Origin of the sequence: Pseudomonas vlassakiae (assembly GCF_014269035.2) — a bacterium.
In the GTDB taxonomy this organism is placed as follows: Bacteria; Pseudomonadota; Gammaproteobacteria; order Pseudomonadales; family Pseudomonadaceae; genus Aquipseudomonas; species Aquipseudomonas vlassakiae.
In genome coordinates, this window is the sequence record NZ_JABWRP020000001.1 from 98324 (window position 1) to 117032 (window position 18709).

Genomic DNA, 18709 nt, shown 5'->3' on the forward strand with positions numbered 1-18709 from the left:
CAGAGGTATCAGCTGGCGCTGACTTTCAGGCCGATCAGGCCGGTAATGATCAGCGCCACGCTGACCAGCCGTACCAGGGCCATCGACTCGCCGAACAGGATGATCCCGGCGATCACCGTGCCGACGGCGCCGACGCCGGTCCAGATGGCATAGGCGGTGCCCAGCGGCAGTTCCTTCATGGCAAGGCCCAGCAGGCCCAGGCTGATGGCCATGGCGGCGACGGTGAGTACGGTCGGGAGCGGTTTGCTGAAGCCGTCGGTGTATTTCAGGCCGACGGCCCAGCCGACCTCGAACAGGCCGGCGAAGAACAGGATGATCCAGGACATGATGCTGCTCCATCGTTGCGAATGATGGGGCCGTCCCCGGAATGGTCACGCGGTGCGTCGTGAGGTCGTCCTCACCGTGGCCATCAGGGTACACATCAATGCCTGGCTGGCTCAACCTCTTCAATGGCGGCCGATGGCTCTTCCACCCTGCGGAACCAGGTCGAAAGCAGCGCCCCGGAGATGTTGTGCCAGACGCTGAACAGCGCGCTCGGCACCGCCGCCAGCGGCGAGAAGTGCGCCGCCGCCAGCGCCGCCCCCAGCCCCGAGTTCTGCATGCCCACCTCCAGCGCCAGCGACTTGCGCTGGGCCAGCGGCAGGTTGCAGAGCCGGCCGGTGAGGTAGCCCAGCAGGTAGCCGAAGGTGTTGTGCAGCACCACCACCGCCATGATCAGCAACCCCGATTCGGCAATCTTGGCCTGGCTGGCCGCCACCACCGCGCAGACAATCATCACGATGCTCACCACCGACACCAGTGGCAGCACCTGTACCGCCGCCTGCACCCGCGCACCCAGCAAGCGCTGAGCCAGCACGCCGAGCACGATCGGCAGCATCACCAACTGCAGGATCGACCAGAACATGTCCATGAAGGACACCGGCAGCCAGGCCGAGGCCAGGAACCAGATCAGCGCCGGGGTCAGCAGGGGGGCGAGCAGGGTGGTGACCGCAGCGATCGCCACCGCCAGCGCCAGGTCGCCCTTGGACAGCCAGACCATCACGTTCGACGCCGTGCCGCTCGGGCAGCAGCCGACCAGGATGACGCCCACGGCGATTTCCGCCGGCAGGTGGAACAGTTGGCACAGCAGCCAGGCCATGCCCGGCATGATCACGAAGTGCGCGACCACGCCCAGGGCCACACGCCAGGGCTGGCGGGCGAGGGCGGCGAAGTCATCGAGCTTGAGGGTCAGGCCCATGCCGAACATCACCAGCCCCAGCAGTGGCACGATGGCGACCTTGAGGGCGATGAACCACTGGGGCACCATGAAGGCCAGCACGGCGAACACCAGCACCCACAGGGCGAAAGTGTTGCCGACGAAGCGGCTGAGGGCGGCGAGGGCACGCATGGGGCAATTCCTTTTCTCGTTATAGCTCTATGAATTTCACCGGCCCATTCGCGGGTTCATCGAGGCGTCGAACCGCCGCGAAAGGGCCGGTGCTGGCAGAAAATGCCTTTCAGGCAAGCACCGGCTTTTCAAACACCATCAGACCCCTTGCGGAATCTCTTCGCCACCGAGCACTTCGAACAGCGCCGGCAGGAATTCGGCAAAGGTCATCATCATCAGCTGGAAGCTGGCATCGAACTGCTGCGCGGCCTCTTCGCCACCGTCCTGTTCGGCCTGTTCCTGCAGCAGCTCTTCGAACTTCAGGCGCTTGATCACCATCTTGTCGTCGAGCACGAACGACAGCTTGTCCTGCCAGGCCAGGGCCAGCTGGGTGACCACCTTGCCGGTGCTCAGGTGCAGCTGGATCTCCTCGCTGGTCAGGTCCTGGCGCTTGCAGCGCACGATGCCGCCGTCTTCGGCGGTGTCCCGCAGTTCGCACTCGTCCAGCACGTAGAAGCCTTCGGCAGCCTGTTGCGACTTGACCCAGTCGGTCATGGTCGCAGTGGGTGCGATCTTCACGGTCACCGGGCGCACCGGCAGCGAGCCCATCACTTCGCGCAGGGTCGACAGCAGGTCTTCGGCGCGCTTGGCGCTGGCCGAGTTGACCAGGATCATCCCCAGGCGCGGGGCGATGGCGGCGAAGATCATCGAGCGGCGGATGAACGCGCGCGGCAGGAAGGCCTGGATGATCTCGTCCTTGATCTGGTCGCGCTCTTTCTTGTAGACCTTGCGCATTTGCTCGGTCTCGATCTCTTCGACCTTCTCCTTCACGGCATCGTTGACCACGCTGCTCGGCAGGATGCGTTCTTCCTTGCGCGCGGCAACCAGCAGGAATTCGCCGCTGACGTGCACCAGGGGAGCGTCTTCACCCTTGCCGAACGGCGCGATGAAGCCGTAGGTGGTCAGCTCCTGGCTGGCGCAGGCGCGGGCTGGCTTGGTGGCCAGCGCGGCTTCCAGCGCTTCAGGCTCGAACGGTACTTCCTGGGTCAGGCGGTAGGACAGCAGGTTCTTGAACCACATGGGGGGCAATCTCTCCTTAATGCATAAGGCGGGCATTATTCTCCGAGCAGCGCTCTGAGGCCAACCCTGTCAGAGGGCCAGCAGGACCCGATAAGGAAGGAAAAGCCCCGGCTGCGCTAGGTCTTTGAAAGGCTTGGAGTTTTTTTTGAAAAAAAATAAAAAAATGCTTGCCAGGGTAGCAGCCCCTCCGTAGAATGCGCGCCACACCGAGACGAAGGGTGATTAGCTCAGCCGGGAGAGCATCTGCCTTACAAGCAGAGGGTCGGCGGTTCGATCCCGTCATCACCCACCACTCGATGTATAGCGCAGCGGTAGTTCAGTCGGTTAGAATACCGGCCTGTCACGCCGGGGGTCGCGGGTTCGAGTCCCGTCCGCTGCGCCATATTCCACTTCCTGGGCCCACTGAACACCCGGAAGTAACAAAAAAAGCGACCTTAGGGTCGCTTTTTTTGTGCCTGAAATTTGCGATGGCTGATTGTGCAAAAAAGTTGCTTCAATGGCTTGCCAGGCTGCTGGTTCATCCGTAGAATGCGCGCCTCACCGAGACGAATGGGTGATTAGCTCAGCCGGGAGAGCATCTGCCTTACAAGCAGAGGGTCGGCGGTTCGATCCCGTCATCACCCACCACTCGTTGATTAGCGCAGCGGTAGTTCAGTCGGTTAGAATACCGGCCTGTCACGCCGGGGGTCGCGGGTTCGAGTCCCGTCCGCTGCGCCATATTCCGCTTCCAGGGCCCACTGAACACCCGGAAGCCACAAAAAAGCGACCTTAGGGTCGCTTTTTTTGTTTGAGCGCTTACCGGCTACGCTCTTCATCCCGTAATGTCAGCACCTCGACCCCATCCTCAGTCACCGCCACCGTATGTTCCCACTGTGCCGACAGGCAGTGGTCGCGGGTGATCACCGTCCAGCCATCTTTGAGCGTCCGCGTCCCGCGCCCACCCTGGTTGATCATCGGCTCGATGGTGAACACCATGCCCGGTTGCAACTTCATGCCCATGCCACGCAGGCCGAAATGCAGCACCTCGGGCCCTTCATGCATCTGCTGGCCAATGCCATGGCCGCAGTATTCGCGTACCACGCTGTAGCCAGCCGCTTCGGCATGAGCCTGGATGGCATGGCCGATGTCACCCAGCGTCGCCCCAGGGCGTACCTGTTCGATGCCTTTCCATAGCGCCTCATAGGTCATGTCGACCAACCGCTGTGCGTCTTCGCTGATTGGCCCGATGCTGTACATCTTCGACGAGTCGGCAATGTAACCGCCCTGTTCGAGGGTGATGTCGACATTGATGATCGAGCCTTCCTTCAACACTTCATCGACCTTGGGGATGCCATGGCAGACCACATGGTCCACCGAGGTGTTGAGCGAGTAGGGGAAGCCGTACTGGCCCTTGCTCGCCGGGCGTGCCTTGAGGGTATCGACGATGAATGCCTCGGCGCGGTCGTTGATCTGCATCGTGGTGATGCCGGGGCGGATGAAGCTGTCGAGTTCGGCGAAAACCCGGGCCAACAGCTGGCCGGCGTTGCGCATCAATGCGAGTTGGGCGGGGGTCTTGAGGATCACCTTGGACATGGAATGCAGGCTGTAGCTCTTGCGGGAAAGTGCTCCAGCATAGCGCCATGAGCCTCGCCCCTGCCACCGCGTGGTGCGCAGGGCTTTTGTGGGAGCGGCCTTGTGTCGCGAAAGGGCCGCGAAGCGGCCCCAGGATTTTGATGGTATCGCTTGAATTGCTGGGGCCGCGATGCGGCCCTTTCGCGACACAAGGCCGCTCCCACAAGGGCTGGCCCACTAATTGCTGACAGACCAACATCCAGGGCTATCAACGTCGACAGCCCAAACAATTCACGACAAAGGCGCCGTGTTGCCCCGCTTGCTCTGCAAGCACGGGCAGCCGGCGCCTTTTTGCGTTCCTGACAGGGGAAGAGCGCCCATGACCACCCGTGAAGTACGCAGCGTCTGCCCCTACTGTGGCGTCGGCTGTGGCATTGTCATGAGCATCGATGATGGCAAGGTCAGCAAGATCAGTGGCGACAAGCAGCACCCAAGCAACTTCGGCCGCCTGTGTACCAAGGGCCTCACCGCACACCTGCCACTGACCGCCGCCGGGCGCATGGAGGATGCCTACGTCCGCCAGCAACGCAGCCAGCAGCCGGCGCGCAGCAGCATGGACCAGGCCATTGCCCAGGCCGGCGAGCGCCTGCGCGGCATCATCGACCAACACGGTGCGGACGCCGTGGCGCTGTATGTGTCCGGGCAGATGTCGCTGGAAGCCCAGTACCTGGCCAACAAGCTGGCCAAGGGCTTTATCCGCACACGCCATATCGAGTCCAACTCACGGCTGTGCATGGCCAGTGCCGGCAGCGGCTACAAGCTGTCGCTCGGCGCCGACGGCCCGCCCGGCAGCTACCAGGATTTCGAACGTGCCGACGTGTTCCTGGTGATCGGCGCGAACATGGCTGATTGCCATCCGGTGCTGTTCCTGCGCCTGCTGGACCGGCTCAAGGCCGGGGCCAGACTCATCGTGGTGGATCCACGGCGCACCGCCACGGCCGACAAGGCCGACCTGTTCCTGCAACTGCGCCCCGGCAGTGACATGGCGCTGCTCAACGGCTTGCTGCACCTGCTGCACCACAACGGGCACACCGACCCCGCGTTCATCGCCCGTCACACCGAAGGCTGGGACGAACTGCCGGCCTTCCTCGACGATTACACCCCGGCGCGCGTAGCCGCCATCACTGGCCTGAGCGAAGCCGACATCCGCCGGGCAGCAGAATGGATCGGCACCGCCGGTGAGTGGATGAGCTGCTGGACCATGGGCCTCAACCAGAGCGTCCACGGCACCTGGCACAGCAACGCCTTGTGTAACCTGCACCTGGCCACCGGCGCCATCTGCCGCCCCGGCAGCGGGCCGTTTTCGCTGACCGGCCAACCCAATGCCATGGGCGGCCGCGAAATGGGCTACATGGGCCCGGGCCTGCCGGGCCAGCGTTCGGCGCTGGTGGCGGCGGACCGCGCCTTCGTCGAGCAGCAATGGCATCTGCAACCGGGCAGCCTGCGCAGCGAAGGCGGTGAGGGCACGATCGCGCTGTTCGAGCAGATGAAGGCCGGTGCGGTGAAAGCCTGCTGGGTGATCTGCAGCAACCCGGTGGCCAGCGTCGCCAACCGCCAGCAGGTGATCGACGGCCTGCGCCAGGCCGAGCTGGTGATCACCCAGGACGCCTTCCTCGACACCGAGACCAACCGTTACGCCGATATCCTGCTGCCCGCCGCGCTGTGGGCCGAAGGCGAGGGCGTGATGATCAACAGCGAACGTAACCTGACGCTGATGCCGCAGGCGCTGCCGGCGCCCGGCCAAAGCCTGGCGGACTGGCAGATCATCGCCCGGGTGGCCTGCGCCATGGGCTACGCAGAGGCCTTCGATTACCCCGACGCCGAGGCGGTATACGACGAGATCCGGCGCTTCTGGAACCCGACGACCGGCTACGACCTGCGCGGCATCGGCTATCGGCAATTGCGCCACAGTCCGCGGCAATGGCCCTGCGCGCCGGGTCGCGAAGCTGACCGCAGCCCGCTGCGTTACCTGAACGACGGCAGCAGCCAGCACCTGTTGCGCGATGCCGAAGGCCATGCGCCTGCCCTGGCGTTCCCCACCGCCAGCGGCAAGGCGCGCTTCTTCGCCCGGCCTTGGTTGCCGGCGCCCGAACTGCCCGATGCCGTCTACCCGCTGGTGCTCAACACCGGCCGCGTGCAGCACCAGTGGCATACCCTGACCAAGACCGGCAAGGTACCTGCGCTGAACAAGCTGGAGCCCGGCCCCTTCCTTGAAATCCACCCAGATGATGCTGCCCGCCTGGGCATCGCCGAGAAGGACCTGGTCGCCATCCGCTCGCGTCGCGGCCAGGCCGTGTTGCCTGCGCGCATCAGTGACCGGGTCATGCCCGGCAACTGCTTTGCGCCATTCCACTGGAACGATCTGATCGGCGAGCAACTGGCGATCAATGCCGTGACCTGCGATGCAGTCGACCCGCTGTCGCTGCAGCCGGCGTTCAAACATTGCGCGGTGGCCCTGGCGCGGGTCGCCGGCGAGCGCATCGATGCGCTTGAGCTGAACACTGATGTTGCGCAGTTCGCGCAGCCAGTCGCTACGCCGGCCCGCGCCGCGCCGCGTCATCAGGTGCTGTGGGCCTCGCAGACGGGCAATGGCGAGGCGCTTGCCGAGCGTTGTGCCGAGCGCCTGCGTGGTGCTGGCCTGGAGGTAGAGCTCAGTTGCATGGACGCGGTCAACCCCAGCCAGCTGCAAGGCGCCGCCAGTGCGGTGCTGATCACCAGCACCTTTGGTGACGGCGACGCGCCCGACAGTGCCACGGCGTTCTGGCAGGCCCTGCAGGGCGAGGAGGGCGCTTGCTACGCGGAGCTGCCCTATGCCGTGCTGGCCTTGGGTGACTCCAGCTACGACCAGTTCTGTGGCTTTGGTCGCAAGCTCGACCAGCGTCTGGCCGAGCTGGGCGGGTGCCGCTTGCTGCAGCGGGTCGATTGCGAACCGGATTTCGATGAAGCCTTCGCCGCTTGGCTCGAAGCCCTGCTGGCGGGGCTCGGCTGCGCCAGCGCGCCACCACCGGTCAGCCAATCGGCGCCAGTCGCGAGCTACAACAAGCAGCAACCATGGTTGGCCCCGCTGCTGGAAAATCAGCTGCTCAACGGCCCGGGTGCCAACAAGGAAACCCGCCAGCTGGTGTTCGACCTGTCCGGCAGCGGTTTCACCTACGCCGCCGGCGATGCCTTGGGCGTGTGGCCGCGCAACTGTCCGGCACTCGTCGACGAACTGCTGGCGCTGACGCAGCTCGATGGCCAGGCGCTGGTGAAATTGAAGGAGCAGCCGCTGATGCCACTGGTCGAGGCTCTGGAAACCCGTCTGGAGATTGCCAAGGTCACGCCGCAGCAACTGCAGGTTTTCAGCGCGCATCACGCCGAGCTGCAGCACCTGCTGCAACCCGAGTGCAAGGCGGAACTGCAGCATTGGCTGTGGGGCAGGCAGCTGGTCGATGTGCTGCGTGCATTCCCGCAGCAGTTGCCGTTGGCCACCTGGCTTGACCTGCTCAAGCCGTTGCAGCCGCGCCTGTATTCGATCAGTTCCAGTCCGTTGGCGCATCCGGACCAGGTCCACCTCACGGTATCCACCGTGCGCTATGGCAAGCGAAAAGGGGTGTGTTCAACGTTCCTTGCGGACCGGGCTCAGGCATTGAAGGTGGAAATCTTCCCGCAGGTATCGAAGCACTTCCGCCTGCCTGAAGACGACAGCGTGCCGGTGATCATGGTCGGCCCCGGCACCGGTATCGCACCATTCCGTGCCTTCCTGGAAGAGCGCGAGGCACGGGGTGCGAAAGGTGGTAACTGGCTGTTCTTCGGCGAGCAATATGCGGCCACGGATTTCTACTATCAGGTACAGCTGCAGGCCTGGCAGGCGAGCGGGCATCTGCGCCTGGACACGGCGTTCTCGCGGGACCAGGCCGAGAAGATCTATGTGCAGCAGCGCATGCTCGAGCAGGGCGCGCAGCTGTGGCAATGGCTGGAGGCGGGGGCGTACTTCTATGTCTGTGGTGATGCCCAGCGCATGGCCAAGGATGTCGATGCAGCGTTGCGTGAGGTGATTGCCGTGCATGGCGGGGTGGATGCCAATGCCTATGTCGAGGCCTTGGGCAGGGCCAAGCGGTATCGGCGCGATGTGTATTGAGGTGCGCCAGCATGGGGAGCGCTGCACTTGAACTGTGCATTGGCAGCGCTGGCCCCGTCGTGGGCGAACCCGCGCCTACAGCTACCGTGCAGTGCTTGAGAGCAGTGGAGGCGCTTGTGGGTGCGGGTTCACCCGCGAAGAGGCCAGCACAGAAAGGCTGGATTGGCACAGTCCCTGCTTCATCCCTGATACAACAAAGCCCACTGATCAACGGCGATCAACCCGGGCCACCCACCGTGATGAATACAGGCAAAGGCGCCTGGAGCTTCGGCTCCAGGCGCCTTTTTTTTGATCGAGGATCGGCTTATGAAGGCAACAGCGAGCAGGCAACGAGAGCGACTGGTCATCGTCGGCAACGGCATGGTCGGCCACCATTGCGTCGAGCAACTGGTCGAACGCGGCGCCCTCGCGCGCTTCGAGCTTCATGTGTTCGGCGAAGAACGCCAACGTGCCTACGACCGCGTGCACCTGTCGGAGTATTTCGCCGGCAGCTGTGCCGAGGCTTTGGCCCTGTGCGGGCAGGATTATTACGGCAAAAGCGGCGTGCACCTGCACCTGGGCGAAGCGGTGCTGGAAATCGACCGCGTACGCTGCGAGGTGGTGACTGCCGAGGGCCGTTACGGCTATGACCAGCTGATCCTGGCCACCGGCTCCTACCCGTTCGTGCCGCCGATCGAAGGCCCAAGCGGCAGTGCCCGCCTGGTCTACCGCACCCTTGACGACCTCGATGCCATTCGTGCCGCTGCCGGCCAAGCGCGTCGTGGCGTGGTGGTCGGTGGCGGCCTGCTCGGCCTGGAAGCCGCCAATGCGCTGAAGTCCCTTGGCCTGGAAGCGCACGTGGTGGAATTCGCCCCACGGCTGATGCCTATGCAGCTGGACGGCGAGGGCGGCGCCGCACTCAAGGCGCAGATCGAAGCATTGGGCGTTGCTGTGCACCTGTCGCGCGCTACCCAATCGATCAGCACGGGTGAAACCTACCGCTATCGCATGAACTTCGAAGGCGGTGAATACCTGGAAACCGACCTGATCGTATTTTCCGCCGGCATCCGCCCACAGGACGCCCTGGGCCGTGCCAGCGGCCTGGAAATCGCCGCACGCGGCGGTGTGATGATCGACAACCACTGCCGCAGCAGCGACCCGCGCATCTTCGCCATCGGCGAATGCGCCTCGTGGAATGGCAGCGTGTTCGGCCTGGTCGCGCCGGGCTACAGCATGGCGCGCAACCTGGCGGCGCTGCTGATGGGCGAAGCCGCCAGCGCCTTCACCGGTGCCGACCTGTCGACCAAGCTCAAGCTGCTGGGCGTGGATGTCGGCTCCATCGGCGATGCCCACGGTGCCACGCCGGGCTCGCGCAGCTACCGCTTCATCGACGAGGCCAACCACGCCTACCGCCGGCTGGTGGTGGATGCCAGTGGCAAGCGCGTGCTCGGTGCAGTGCTGGTGGGGGACAACAGCTACTACGACGCCCTGCTGCAGTACGCCCAGAACGGCATCGCCCTGCCGGCCGACCCGGCAGCGCTGATCCTGCCGCAGAGTGGCGGTGCGCCTGCGCTCGGCGCCGACGCACTGCCCGACAGTGCGACCATCTGCTCGTGCCACAACGTCAGCAAGGGCGCGGTCTGTGCGGCCATCGACAGCGGCTGCGGCGACCTCGCTGCGGTCAAGGGCTGCACCAAGGCGGCCACCGGCTGCGGCGGCTGCGCAGCGTTGCTCAAGCAGGTGTTCGAACACGAGCTCACTGCCCGTGGCGTGACTGTCGACAAGAGCCTGTGCGAACACTTCGCCTACACCCGTCAGGAGCTCTACGGCCTGGTGCGGGTCGAGGGCATCCGCAGCTTCAATGAACTGCTCGAACGCCACGGCAAGGGCCATGTCGGTTGCGACATCTGCAAGCCGGCAGTGGGCTCGATCCTCGCCTCGTGCTGGAACCAGCCGATCATGGACCCGGCGCTGGTGCCGCTGCAGGACACCAACGATACCTTCATGGCCAACATGCAGAAGAACGGCACCTATTCGGTGGTGCCGCGCATTCCGGGCGGCGAGATCACCCCCGACAAGCTGATCGTGATCGGCCAGGTGGCGAAAAAGTACGACCTCTACACCAAGATCACCGGGGGGCAGCGCATCGACCTGTTCGGCGCTCAACTGCATGAGCTACCGCTGATCTGGGGCGAGCTGATCGAAGCCGGCTTCGAGACCGGCCACGCCTACGGCAAGTCGACGCGCACGGTGAAATCCTGCGTGGGCAGCACCTGGTGTCGTTACGGCGTGCAGGACAGCGTCGGCATGGCCCTGCGCCTGGAAGACCGCTACAAGGGCCTGCGCAGCCCGCACAAGCTCAAGTTTGCGGTCTCTGGCTGCACCCGCGAATGCGCCGAGGCACAGAGCAAGGACATCGGCGTGATCGCCACCGACAAGGGCTGGAACCTCTACGTCTGCGGCAACGGCGGCATGCGCCCGCGCCACGCCGAACTGTTCGCCACCGACCTGGACGACGAAACCCTGGTGCGTCTGATCGACCGCGTGCTGATGTTCTACATCCGCACCGCCGACAAGCTGCAGCGCACCTCGGTCTGGCGCGAGAGCCTGGAAGGCGGCCTGGACTACCTCAAGCAGGTGATCCTCGACGACAGCCTGGGCCTGGCCGCCGAGCTGGAGGCGCAGATGCAGCATGTGGTCGACCAGTACGAATGCGAATGGGCCAACGCCCTCAACGACCCCGAGAAGCTCAAGCGCTTCCGCACCTTTGTCAACGACAAGCGCGCCGACCCGGACGTGCACTTCGTGCGCGAACGCGAACAACGCCGGCCGGCTGCACCGCTGCACCTGATCCCAACCGTCGAGGAGGCTGTCTGATGAACCTGTCCGATGCTGCTGTGAAAACCCAGGAGAACTGGCAAGCGGTGTGCCAGGCCGATGATCTGGTGGCCGACTCAGGCGTGGTGGTTTGGCTTGATGGGGCACAGGTTGCGCTGTTCTACCTGCCCGAGCTGGAGCAGAGCCTGTATGCGGTGGACAACCGCGACCCACGGTCGGGAGCCAACATCATCGGGCGTGGGTTGGTGGGTAGCTTGCAGGGGGAGCTGGTGGTGGCGGCGCCGTTGTACAAGCAGCACTTCAGCCTGGTAAGCGGGGCGTGCCTGGAAGATGCCGGGCAGCGGCTGCGGGTGTGGGCGGTGCGGTTGAAGGGTGGGGCGGTGGAGCTGGCAGTGGCCTGATCAATCGCTGGGGGCGCTTTGCGCCCCTTTATGCATGGCCAGGCAGATCATTCAAGTTGCCAGCCAGCATCGCCTTCTTCCAGATACCCACCATGGTCAGTTCGATCACCCTGGCGCGCCACGGCCTTGCCTTCGATCTGGTAGGCCGCCGAGCCGCTGACGATCACTGCCCCGCAACTCGTCCGGTCACCGACCCTGGCCACGGCCTTGCCGTTGAAGGTGTAGTGGGGGCTGCCGGTTTCCACGACGCCTTTGCCGTGGATCGGGCAGACTTGGGAGTGGCCGACGAGCACCACAGGTTTCATGGTTGTTCTCCTGGGGCGGGGGCGGTGCGGGATTCCAGGTCCATTTCGGTGGGCCACTGGACTTTGGGAGCAAGGCGGTCAAACGGGTTGCCAAGAGCAACATTTTCCAACGCGTCAGGATTCGTTGATTCTTCATGCTCTTTCGAGGTGCGAATAAAGTCGGGAAGTGCTTCGGGGCCTTGCTGCATGAATAGCCTGGCAATGGCCCAGTACTGCTCGCCTTTTTCAATATCGTCGGCAAGGAAAACTCGATCAATCACTTCGTCAGTACCGGGTTTGCGAACCGAAAGCATCACCTCCTCTCTTAATCCGCCGTAACCCATGGCCCCGTAGATCCGATAAGCCTCGGCGGTGAGGTCATCCCAGTCATAGGCCACCGGCTTCACCCCCCAGTTTTTACGACCGAAAGGGTGAAGCAAGTCAAATCGGTATTGATAGAAATAGACCTTTCGGCGATGTCTGTTGAAGCGTATGGGTTCGTTGCAAGGTCGTCCGATATCCATGCGAATGGAGGGTGTCAGGATGGCGAATAAGATGATGCTGGCACCCAATGTTGCTGCGATAAATTCGAGATCTGTTTTGTTTGCTACAAATAAGCTGTAATAAATCGCATCTGCTTCTGCGTATGCGGTTGCGAGAAGTATTAAGGAGCCTATTATTAGGGTTGGGCCTCTAAGATTTACTGAGCGTCTTGGTATTTCAAGCATGTTCTCATCTATATTGTCCAGTGGCGTCTCTGTATTGCTACTGATAAGCTGCACGTGGCTGGGGTGATGAGTAGCGTCTAGATCATACTTCCAGCCTGCTGGGCGTTGAATTTGGCTCATTAAAGTTCTTCCTGTACTGCTGTTTCGGCATAGGCTTCTGGGATGCTCCTGTCTGGCCAGTAAGTTATTAGTAGCGAAGCGGCCATTATGTTGTGTCTGCCAATGTCGGGGGTCAATGCAATGCTACCGACGAATGACAAAGTAGGGTTCTCACCCGATTTGACCGGATGTTGATGAGTCGGGCTGACTATTATTGAGTCGGCGATGTAGTCAGAAGCTCTGGGAGGCTTAATTGGCCTCATTGAGGCATAGAGTGAAGTCCTTGTCGGGATGCCGGGCGGTAGGTGTTGTTCATTGATCACGACCTCTCCGCCGACATGGTTCGGAGCATTACCATCTCCTTGGCGGTGTAAGGTCAAGGCCCAGTGGTAACTGGAAATAGCCTCGTTATAGTGGGGGATCGTAACTAGAAATTTTATGCTGTGCTGCAACTCTACATTTGCGCGCCCTCCTGTTTTTGGGCTTGCCGGGTCTTTCCTAGTGCTTTCTAATGTCAGTCCGCCCGTCAAGGAAAGCGTGGCTGCATTCAGTTCAGCAAAGGCGATATCAGCATGATTTGGTGAGTCCCAATGAACGCGCGGGGACTCGTTAGCGAACCCAAAATAGCAGCGTCTAGCCCAGCGTTCTAATCGTGTTGATTTTTGCTTTTCAGCAAATTTAGTGAAGCGAAATGTAAGAAGATTAAAAATTATGGTGGCGCCTAGCGCCCCTGCTAGTAGTGGGCTGAATACGGCTCTGATACCAGTAAGAGCTCCAGTTACTGCTGAAGCTGTCGCCATGATGTACCAAGTTTTAGCATTGTTGTCACCATCCTTATAAGAAAGGTTTATTGCCATTAATGAGTAGGCAGATTCAAAAAGCCCTGCAACTGCGCTGATGACTGCTCCGGTTCTCGCAACTGTCCGGCCAAGAGCGGCGGTACTGCTTGTGTTTATCCTGCGAGGAATTGACAGCCCGGCAAGCTCTACAGCACCACCGAGTGTGCCAATGCTGGATCCGTATAATGCCATCAGGGCCTCTCTGGACTTCGGACTGATTTCCTCTTTCGTCGCTTTAAGGTTTTTCTCAAAGCTGTCGCTCATCAAGTAAAGTCCGCCCAAAGAAAGCAGCAACTCCCAGCCTTTTCCCGTTCCTCGTAGTCCGGTGAAGCTGTCTCGTACCAATTGCGATGCTTGGCCCGTACTGATCTTCATGCCATTCAGTGATCTGCGCGCATCCAGTTCCAGCGTCCCCGCTGCCACCTTGATTTCCACCAACGCCCTCTTTGCGGCGTCATTCAGTTGGTTGATGTTCAGCTTCACTTCCCGGGCCAAGCGCTCATGAAGGTCATACGCCGTGCCTTCGACCCAGACGCTGACCGGGATCATCTGATGTGCCACCTTCGGGTCGAGCACGGCCAGGCTCAGCAGCCCGGTCTGGATGATCGGTTTGACCTTGCGCGCTCCGTTCTGCACGCCAGCTTGTAGTTCGTCGAGGGACAACATCATGCCTTCCCGCGCCTTGGCCAGTTTTTGGCTGGCGCTGTTCTGCAGTTCCCGCAGATGAGCGCTTTGCAAGGCGTAGTACTCGCCCAGCTTCATCTGCACCTGCAACTCGATGAGGTGCACACCGTTGTAAACCCGCTGGCTGACGCTGTTCAGGTGCCGCACAGCCTGCTGGATGCCAGGATCGAGGTGCGCCTGCAGGCGCTGGCTGGCGGCATTGACTGCGCCCTGTAGTTCAGTGATGGCCTGTTTGAGCGAATCACGCATCTTCAGGCCCGCATCTTCACTGGTAATGAACTTGCTCAAGGCGTTGTAGAGCTTCTCGCTGTCGTTCCAGTTGGTCGGCTCGGTCGGCGAGAAGCTTGGCAACAATGCTGTCAGCAGTGGGCCGTCGCGGAGCAGGAGCGCCCGATAGGGCGGGCTGTTCGGCTCTTGTAGCCACTTCAACCACAGCGCTTCACTGGTGTCGGGTGCTGGCGGGGACGGTTCGGCGCTGGCAGCAAGCGCTTCGGTGATGCCACCAGCCAGGCAGGCAGCCATGGTCTTGCTGTAGGCGATGCCCGACTCGCGGTCCCGGCCGTCGTAGTCGTGGCGTTCAATGAGGGCGAATGCCGGGCTTTCGCACAGTTTCGCGTAGGTGCCGGCATGCCGGTCGATGTAGGCCTGGAAGCGGGCTTCCTCTTGTTCATACTCTGCTTGGAATGCCGCGCGCCGGGGTTCGTCATAGCGTTCCTCGAGCTTCTTATCGCTTTCTAGCTGGGCCATCTCGACCACGCGCTGGCGCTCTACTTCGGAATCGATGAATACAGGCTGCCCGTCGCCGGTCTGTGGCTCGAACGTCGGCACCTCTTGCGCCGCCCATTCGCGCTGGGTGGCACGGATGATTTGCAGGATCTGCGAGGTCTGCAGCTGGTAGGCGCGCAGCGGATCTTCGCGCCAGGCCTGGCGCTTGGCCACCCAGTTCAGGCGCTGGTGGTTGTACTCCTGGATCAGGCCGACGGTGTCGTCGAGCACCACCGCCAGCACGCCGTTCTCCAGCTTGTGCCTGGCGATGGTGTTGGTCAGATAACCGCGCAGGGCGGTTCTGCGCAGGAAGCGGCTGTGGAAGCCATGGGCGCTGTCGAACGGGCCGTTCAGTTGCTGGGCGTATTCGAATACCTGACGGTCGACCTGAAGATTGTCCGGTGTCATGGCCAGGCCCAGCAGCTCGGGGTTATTGCGTGCCTGGATCAGGTCCAGGCCCTCGAAGCGATGCGCAGGGTACTGGCCGCTCTTGTAAGCCTGCAGCACGCTGACCGGCCAGGGATCACTGGAGAACGCCAGCCAGGCCGTGCCGTAAGTGTCGGTGTCGATGTTAAGGAAGGACGAGGGGATGTCGTGGTCCTCATGCATGCAGCGCTCGGGCAGCGACGCTGGCGGGCCCGGATTGGGTTCGTAGGGATCGAAGCGACGCAGGTGACCTTGAGCAGTGACTTCGTAGGCGTGCCAGATGCGCTGGTCGAGCAGCACGTAGAGGTAACCACTGCGTAACGTGCGCAGGCCCCTCCGGGTTTGCGTGGCGGGGTCGCTGCCAGGTCGGGTATCGGGGACCACGGCGTGGCGCAGGGGGAGGATGGGCAGGCCCTGGCGCTGGCAGGCTTTGCAGGGGGTGAGAAGGAAGTCGACTTCGGCGACTGCATTGGCAATGTCTTGAGTGATGCTCATGGGTAAGCCTCTGGCTGGGGAGTGGCTGCAACCAGGCGTTGCCAGCTCGAGTCGGTAAAGTGCGCGAACATCTCGGCGAGAGGCCGTTGCTGACGGATGGCCATGTCGATCATGTCGCGCACGGCTTTCTGTGTGTGCAGGCGCGGGTGCAGCCGGAGCAGGTGAAGGGCCATTACCAGAATGTCCTGCTCGACCTTCAAGCCGAGCCCGCGCGCGTCATCGAGATGGTTGGCTGCCCGTACGGCAGCAAATGGAGGGATCTCGCAGGCACCGGGAAGCGCAGGCAATTTCCTCCATGCGGCTAACACGGCCTCGATCAGCGCGGCGTCCTGCTGCACGCCGATGGCGCCCGCAGGCAGGCCACGCCGGTTGCGGGGCCGACCTTTCAGGCTCGCCAGGCTGCCGCCACTGGTCACGAACACCCAGCGCTCGATCGGCCACCACGGTCCCTGCTCCGCACGCTCGAACATCGCGGCCAGCAACTCCAGGCGCAGCGGTTCGTAAACAGGGTGAATCGCCGTCGCTCCGGATGCCTCTGGCAAACGGCAGAGCGCCGTCAGGTGTGCTGCAATGGCAGCGGGCGGCGCTTCGCTGAGCAGCCAACCGCAGACCTGGCGCTTGCGTCGATGTATGTCGCCTTCGGCAGCCTGTGCTGTCAGCTCCAGCAGCGCGGCGTCAGGCACGCTGCCAGGTGAGCCAAGGCACACGAGCACGGGATGCAATCCAGGTGCAAGGGGCAGGTCGGGCCGAGTCACGCGTGTCATCGCACCGTCGCCCAATACCGATTTCAGGCTAGCGAGTGCTGAGTGCTCGCTACCTTCCGGGACTGCCAGTGGGTCCAGCAGCACATAGCTGTACTGCCCGGTGTGATGATGTTCGCTGAGGAGTTCGACCAAGGCTTTACGGTTCATCGGCCTGTTTCCTCGCACCTGTCGCTGTCATTGGCGAGCAGATCCAGGTCCAGCGTGTTTCCCGATCCCTCGATGGCCGCTATGGTCGGGCCGAGCAAGGTGAGTGTCAGGCCGTTCAAGGTGATGCCTTGCTGATCCAGGACGATGCTGCCACCGGGGCTTCTGAATTCGATGCGTTCACTGGCCTGCAGTTGGTAGAGGGTGGTTTGCTGGTTCACGCCCCCGCCGATGGTGATCTGCTGTCGTCCTTTGATGTGCAGCTCGCTCTGCCCGCCGATGGCGATATGGTGATTGGCACCCGTGATCTCACGATGGTCATTTTCGACTTGCTCGACCAGATCCTTGCCGATGTCCACCTGGCAGCTGCGCCCGACCCTATGAGTGCGGTCGCGCCCGGTTTCCTGTATCAGGTCATTACCCACTTTCAGCTGTTCGTCATTGCCGACCTGCTCGACGCGGTTACGCCCGACGCGCGTGGTCTCGTCATGCTTGACCACATTGTTCTGGTCCCGCTCGGCATGGATGAACACCTCCTGCCGCCCCAGTTCATCCTCGAAACGCAGCTCGTTGTAGCCATCACCCTTGTGGGTCTGGCTCTTGATGGTCATGCGTGTCTTGTGTTCTGGCAGGTCGTACGGCGGCAGCTGGTTACCGCAGTAGGTGCGCCCGGTGATGATCGGCTGGTCGGGGTCGCCATTGACGTACTGGACGATCACGTCCTGGCCGATCCGCGGGATGGCCATCGAGCCCCAACTGCCGCCGGCCCAGGCTTGCGACACGCGTACCCAGCAGGAGCTGAACTCGTTGTCCTTGCTCTCCCGGTCCCAGGGGAAGCTGACCTTGACCCGACCCCACTGGTCGCAAAAGATCTCCTCGCCGGGCGGACCGACCACGGTCGCCATGTGCGGGCCGTCCACGCGTGGCCGGGGCAGGGGGGGCCGGTCGCCATTCGGCCATGCCGGGGACCAGCACGGCACTCTGCTCGTAATGGGTGCCCTGTTTGGCCTCGGCAGCGCCTTCCTGCAGGCTGGTGAACTGGCTGCCCTCGTGGTGGGCGCTGATCACTCGCCACAGCACATTGAGGTTGTCGCGCGGGTGGCCGGTGAGGGTGAAGGCCTGGCCCGGTTGCAGGCGCACGTCGTCGCCTTTGACTTCGGCGATGCGTGCGTCGTGGCGCAAGCCGGCAAGACGGGTCTGGGTGAAGGGGATGCCGACTGCTTCGCGCTTGTAGCGCCCAGGGAAGTCGAAGCGCTCGTAGTCCATGGACTGATGCACTTCGCCCTTGGCCTCGGCGTGCTGATCCAGGCGATAGGTTGGGTGAACGAAGGTGTAGTCACGCTGGGCCTGGCGTGCAGTGCGGACGTTTTCGCTGTAGTGGAAACGCCGCAGGCATGGCTGTGCCTGGTCGCCACCGCTGTTGACGTGGTACAGCACAGGGGCGGGGCGGCTTGCATCCTCTGCTGCGTAGGCGCCTTGGTGCTCGCCCTTGGCCTGAACCGGACCCTGTCTGATCAGGCCCAGTGATAACAAACGGTCGGTGATGAGCAGCTTGTGTTGCCTGGGGCTGTGCTCGAAGCTGTAGACGAAGCCTTCCTCTGCCGCGAGACGGGCGATGAACTCAAGGTCGGTCTCGCCAGCCTGGACGCAGAATTCGCGGGCCTGATGGTCCGAGCCGGTACTCAGATCGAAGCGCAGGATGCCTTGGCGCCGGAGCATCAGTTCGAGAATCTGCGGCGCGGTCTTCTGCTGGAAGATGCGCCAGTTCGAGCGCAATCCGGCGCGGGCCAGCTGAGGCTCGACCAAGGCGCGGTAATAGGTACGGTGGAAGCCGCTGTCGCCCTGGCGAAAGCTGCTGATCAATCCGTGTACGTAACGCACCGGGCGGTCTGCGTCCCAGATAGTGAACAATGCGGGCTTGTCCAGCAGTTGGCCGAAGTCAACATCGTCGTAGAAGCTGATCAAGTCCAGGTGCAACTCGAAAGGTGTACTGAGTGCTTCATCGAGCTTGAATGACACCACTTCGAGTTCGATATCAGCCGCCAGGGGCTGGAAGCTGTAACGCAGATCGGATTGTCCAGGCATA

General features: G+C 62.6%; 11 protein-coding genes, 4 tRNA genes and 1 pseudogene. 7 read left to right on the plus strand and 9 right to left on the minus strand.

Going from position 1 to position 18709, the window contains the following annotated elements; translation table 11 throughout:
• Nucleotides 1–8 precede the first annotated feature (8 nt).
• The 3 genes from sugE to rdgC form a co-directional block, all read right to left on the minus strand.
• Nucleotides 9–326 (minus strand): quaternary ammonium compound efflux SMR transporter SugE, encoded by a 318-nt coding sequence (gene sugE, locus HU738_RS00440; protein ID WP_054887036.1) that lies wholly within the window; start codon nucleotides 324–326, stop codon nucleotides 9–11.
• Between the two features lie 95 nt (nucleotides 327–421).
• Nucleotides 422–1387 (minus strand): bile acid:sodium symporter family protein, encoded by a 966-nt coding sequence (locus HU738_RS00445; protein WP_186602118.1) that lies wholly within the window; start codon nucleotides 1385–1387, stop codon nucleotides 422–424.
• Nucleotides 1388–1525: 138 nt separating this feature from the next.
• Nucleotides 1526–2446: a recombination-associated protein RdgC gene (gene rdgC, locus HU738_RS00450; RefSeq protein WP_099815954.1), complete on the minus strand. Its 921-nt coding sequence runs from the start codon at nucleotides 2444–2446 to the stop codon at nucleotides 1526–1528.
• A 216-nt stretch (nucleotides 2447–2662) separates the two neighbouring features.
• Between rdgC and HU738_RS00455 the strand changes: the two genes are divergently transcribed.
• From HU738_RS00455 to HU738_RS00470, 4 genes are all read left to right on the plus strand, one after another.
• A tRNA-Val gene (locus tag HU738_RS00455) sits at nucleotides 2663–2738 on the plus strand.
• 13 nt (nucleotides 2739–2751) lie between these two features.
• Nucleotides 2752–2828 (plus strand) — tRNA-Asp (locus tag HU738_RS00460).
• 169 nt (nucleotides 2829–2997) lie between these two features.
• Nucleotides 2998–3073 (plus strand) — tRNA-Val (locus tag HU738_RS00465).
• Between the two features lie 13 nt (nucleotides 3074–3086).
• A tRNA-Asp gene (locus tag HU738_RS00470) sits at nucleotides 3087–3163 on the plus strand.
• 78 nt (nucleotides 3164–3241) lie between these two features.
• Here the strand turns inward: HU738_RS00470 and map are convergent.
• Complete coding sequence (gene map, locus HU738_RS00475; protein WP_176507203.1) at nucleotides 3242–4018, minus strand: type I methionyl aminopeptidase; 777 nt, start codon at nucleotides 4016–4018, stop codon at nucleotides 3242–3244.
• Between the two features lie 358 nt (nucleotides 4019–4376).
• On the opposite strand from map, the gene HU738_RS00480 reads away from it, so the two are divergent.
• From HU738_RS00480 to nirD, 3 genes are all read left to right on the plus strand, one after another.
• Nucleotides 4377–8177, plus strand: coding sequence for a bifunctional nitrate reductase/sulfite reductase flavoprotein subunit alpha (locus HU738_RS00480; protein ID WP_186602117.1), 3801 nt, complete (start codon nucleotides 4377–4379; stop codon nucleotides 8175–8177).
• A 306-nt stretch (nucleotides 8178–8483) separates the two neighbouring features.
• Complete coding sequence (nirB, locus tag HU738_RS00485; RefSeq protein ID WP_186602115.1) at nucleotides 8484–11033, plus strand: nitrite reductase large subunit NirB; 2550 nt, start codon at nucleotides 8484–8486, stop codon at nucleotides 11031–11033.
• Nucleotides 11033–11395 carry a nitrite reductase small subunit NirD gene (gene nirD, locus HU738_RS00490; protein WP_186602113.1) on the plus strand — a complete coding sequence of 121 codons (363 nt, stop codon included), beginning with the start codon at nucleotides 11033–11035 and terminating at the stop codon, nucleotides 11393–11395. Before nirB ends, nirD begins: the two co-directional genes overlap by 1 nt.
• Nucleotides 11396–11442: 47 nt before the next feature.
• Here the strand turns inward: nirD and HU738_RS00495 are convergent, their stop codons facing one another.
• The 5 genes and pseudogenes from HU738_RS00495 to HU738_RS00515 form a co-directional block, all read right to left on the minus strand.
• Nucleotides 11443–11700 (minus strand): PAAR domain-containing protein, encoded by a 258-nt coding sequence (locus tag HU738_RS00495; RefSeq protein ID WP_176507199.1) that lies wholly within the window; start codon nucleotides 11698–11700, stop codon nucleotides 11443–11445.
• Nucleotides 11697–12527, minus strand: coding sequence for a DUF6708 domain-containing protein (locus HU738_RS25890; protein ID WP_225923367.1), 831 nt, complete (start codon nucleotides 12525–12527; stop codon nucleotides 11697–11699). Before HU738_RS25890 ends, HU738_RS00495 begins: the two co-directional genes overlap by 4 nt.
• The gene (locus tag HU738_RS00505; RefSeq protein WP_186602111.1) at nucleotides 12527–15715 is read right to left on the minus strand and encodes a T6SS effector BTH_I2691 family protein; all 3189 of its coding nucleotides are present in this window, start codon (nucleotides 15713–15715) and stop codon (nucleotides 12527–12529) included. The genes HU738_RS25890 and HU738_RS00505 overlap by 1 nt, the downstream gene beginning before the upstream one ends.
• The gene (locus HU738_RS00510) at nucleotides 15712–16626 is read right to left on the minus strand and encodes a hypothetical protein (RefSeq protein ID WP_186602109.1); all 915 of its coding nucleotides are present in this window, start codon (nucleotides 16624–16626) and stop codon (nucleotides 15712–15714) included. Before HU738_RS00510 ends, HU738_RS00505 begins: the two co-directional genes overlap by 4 nt.
• Nucleotides 16623–18708: pseudogene (locus HU738_RS00515) on the minus strand (type VI secretion system Vgr family protein). Before HU738_RS00515 ends, HU738_RS00510 begins: the two are co-directional and overlap by 4 nt.
• Between the last annotated feature and the right edge of the window lies 1 nt (nucleotide 18709).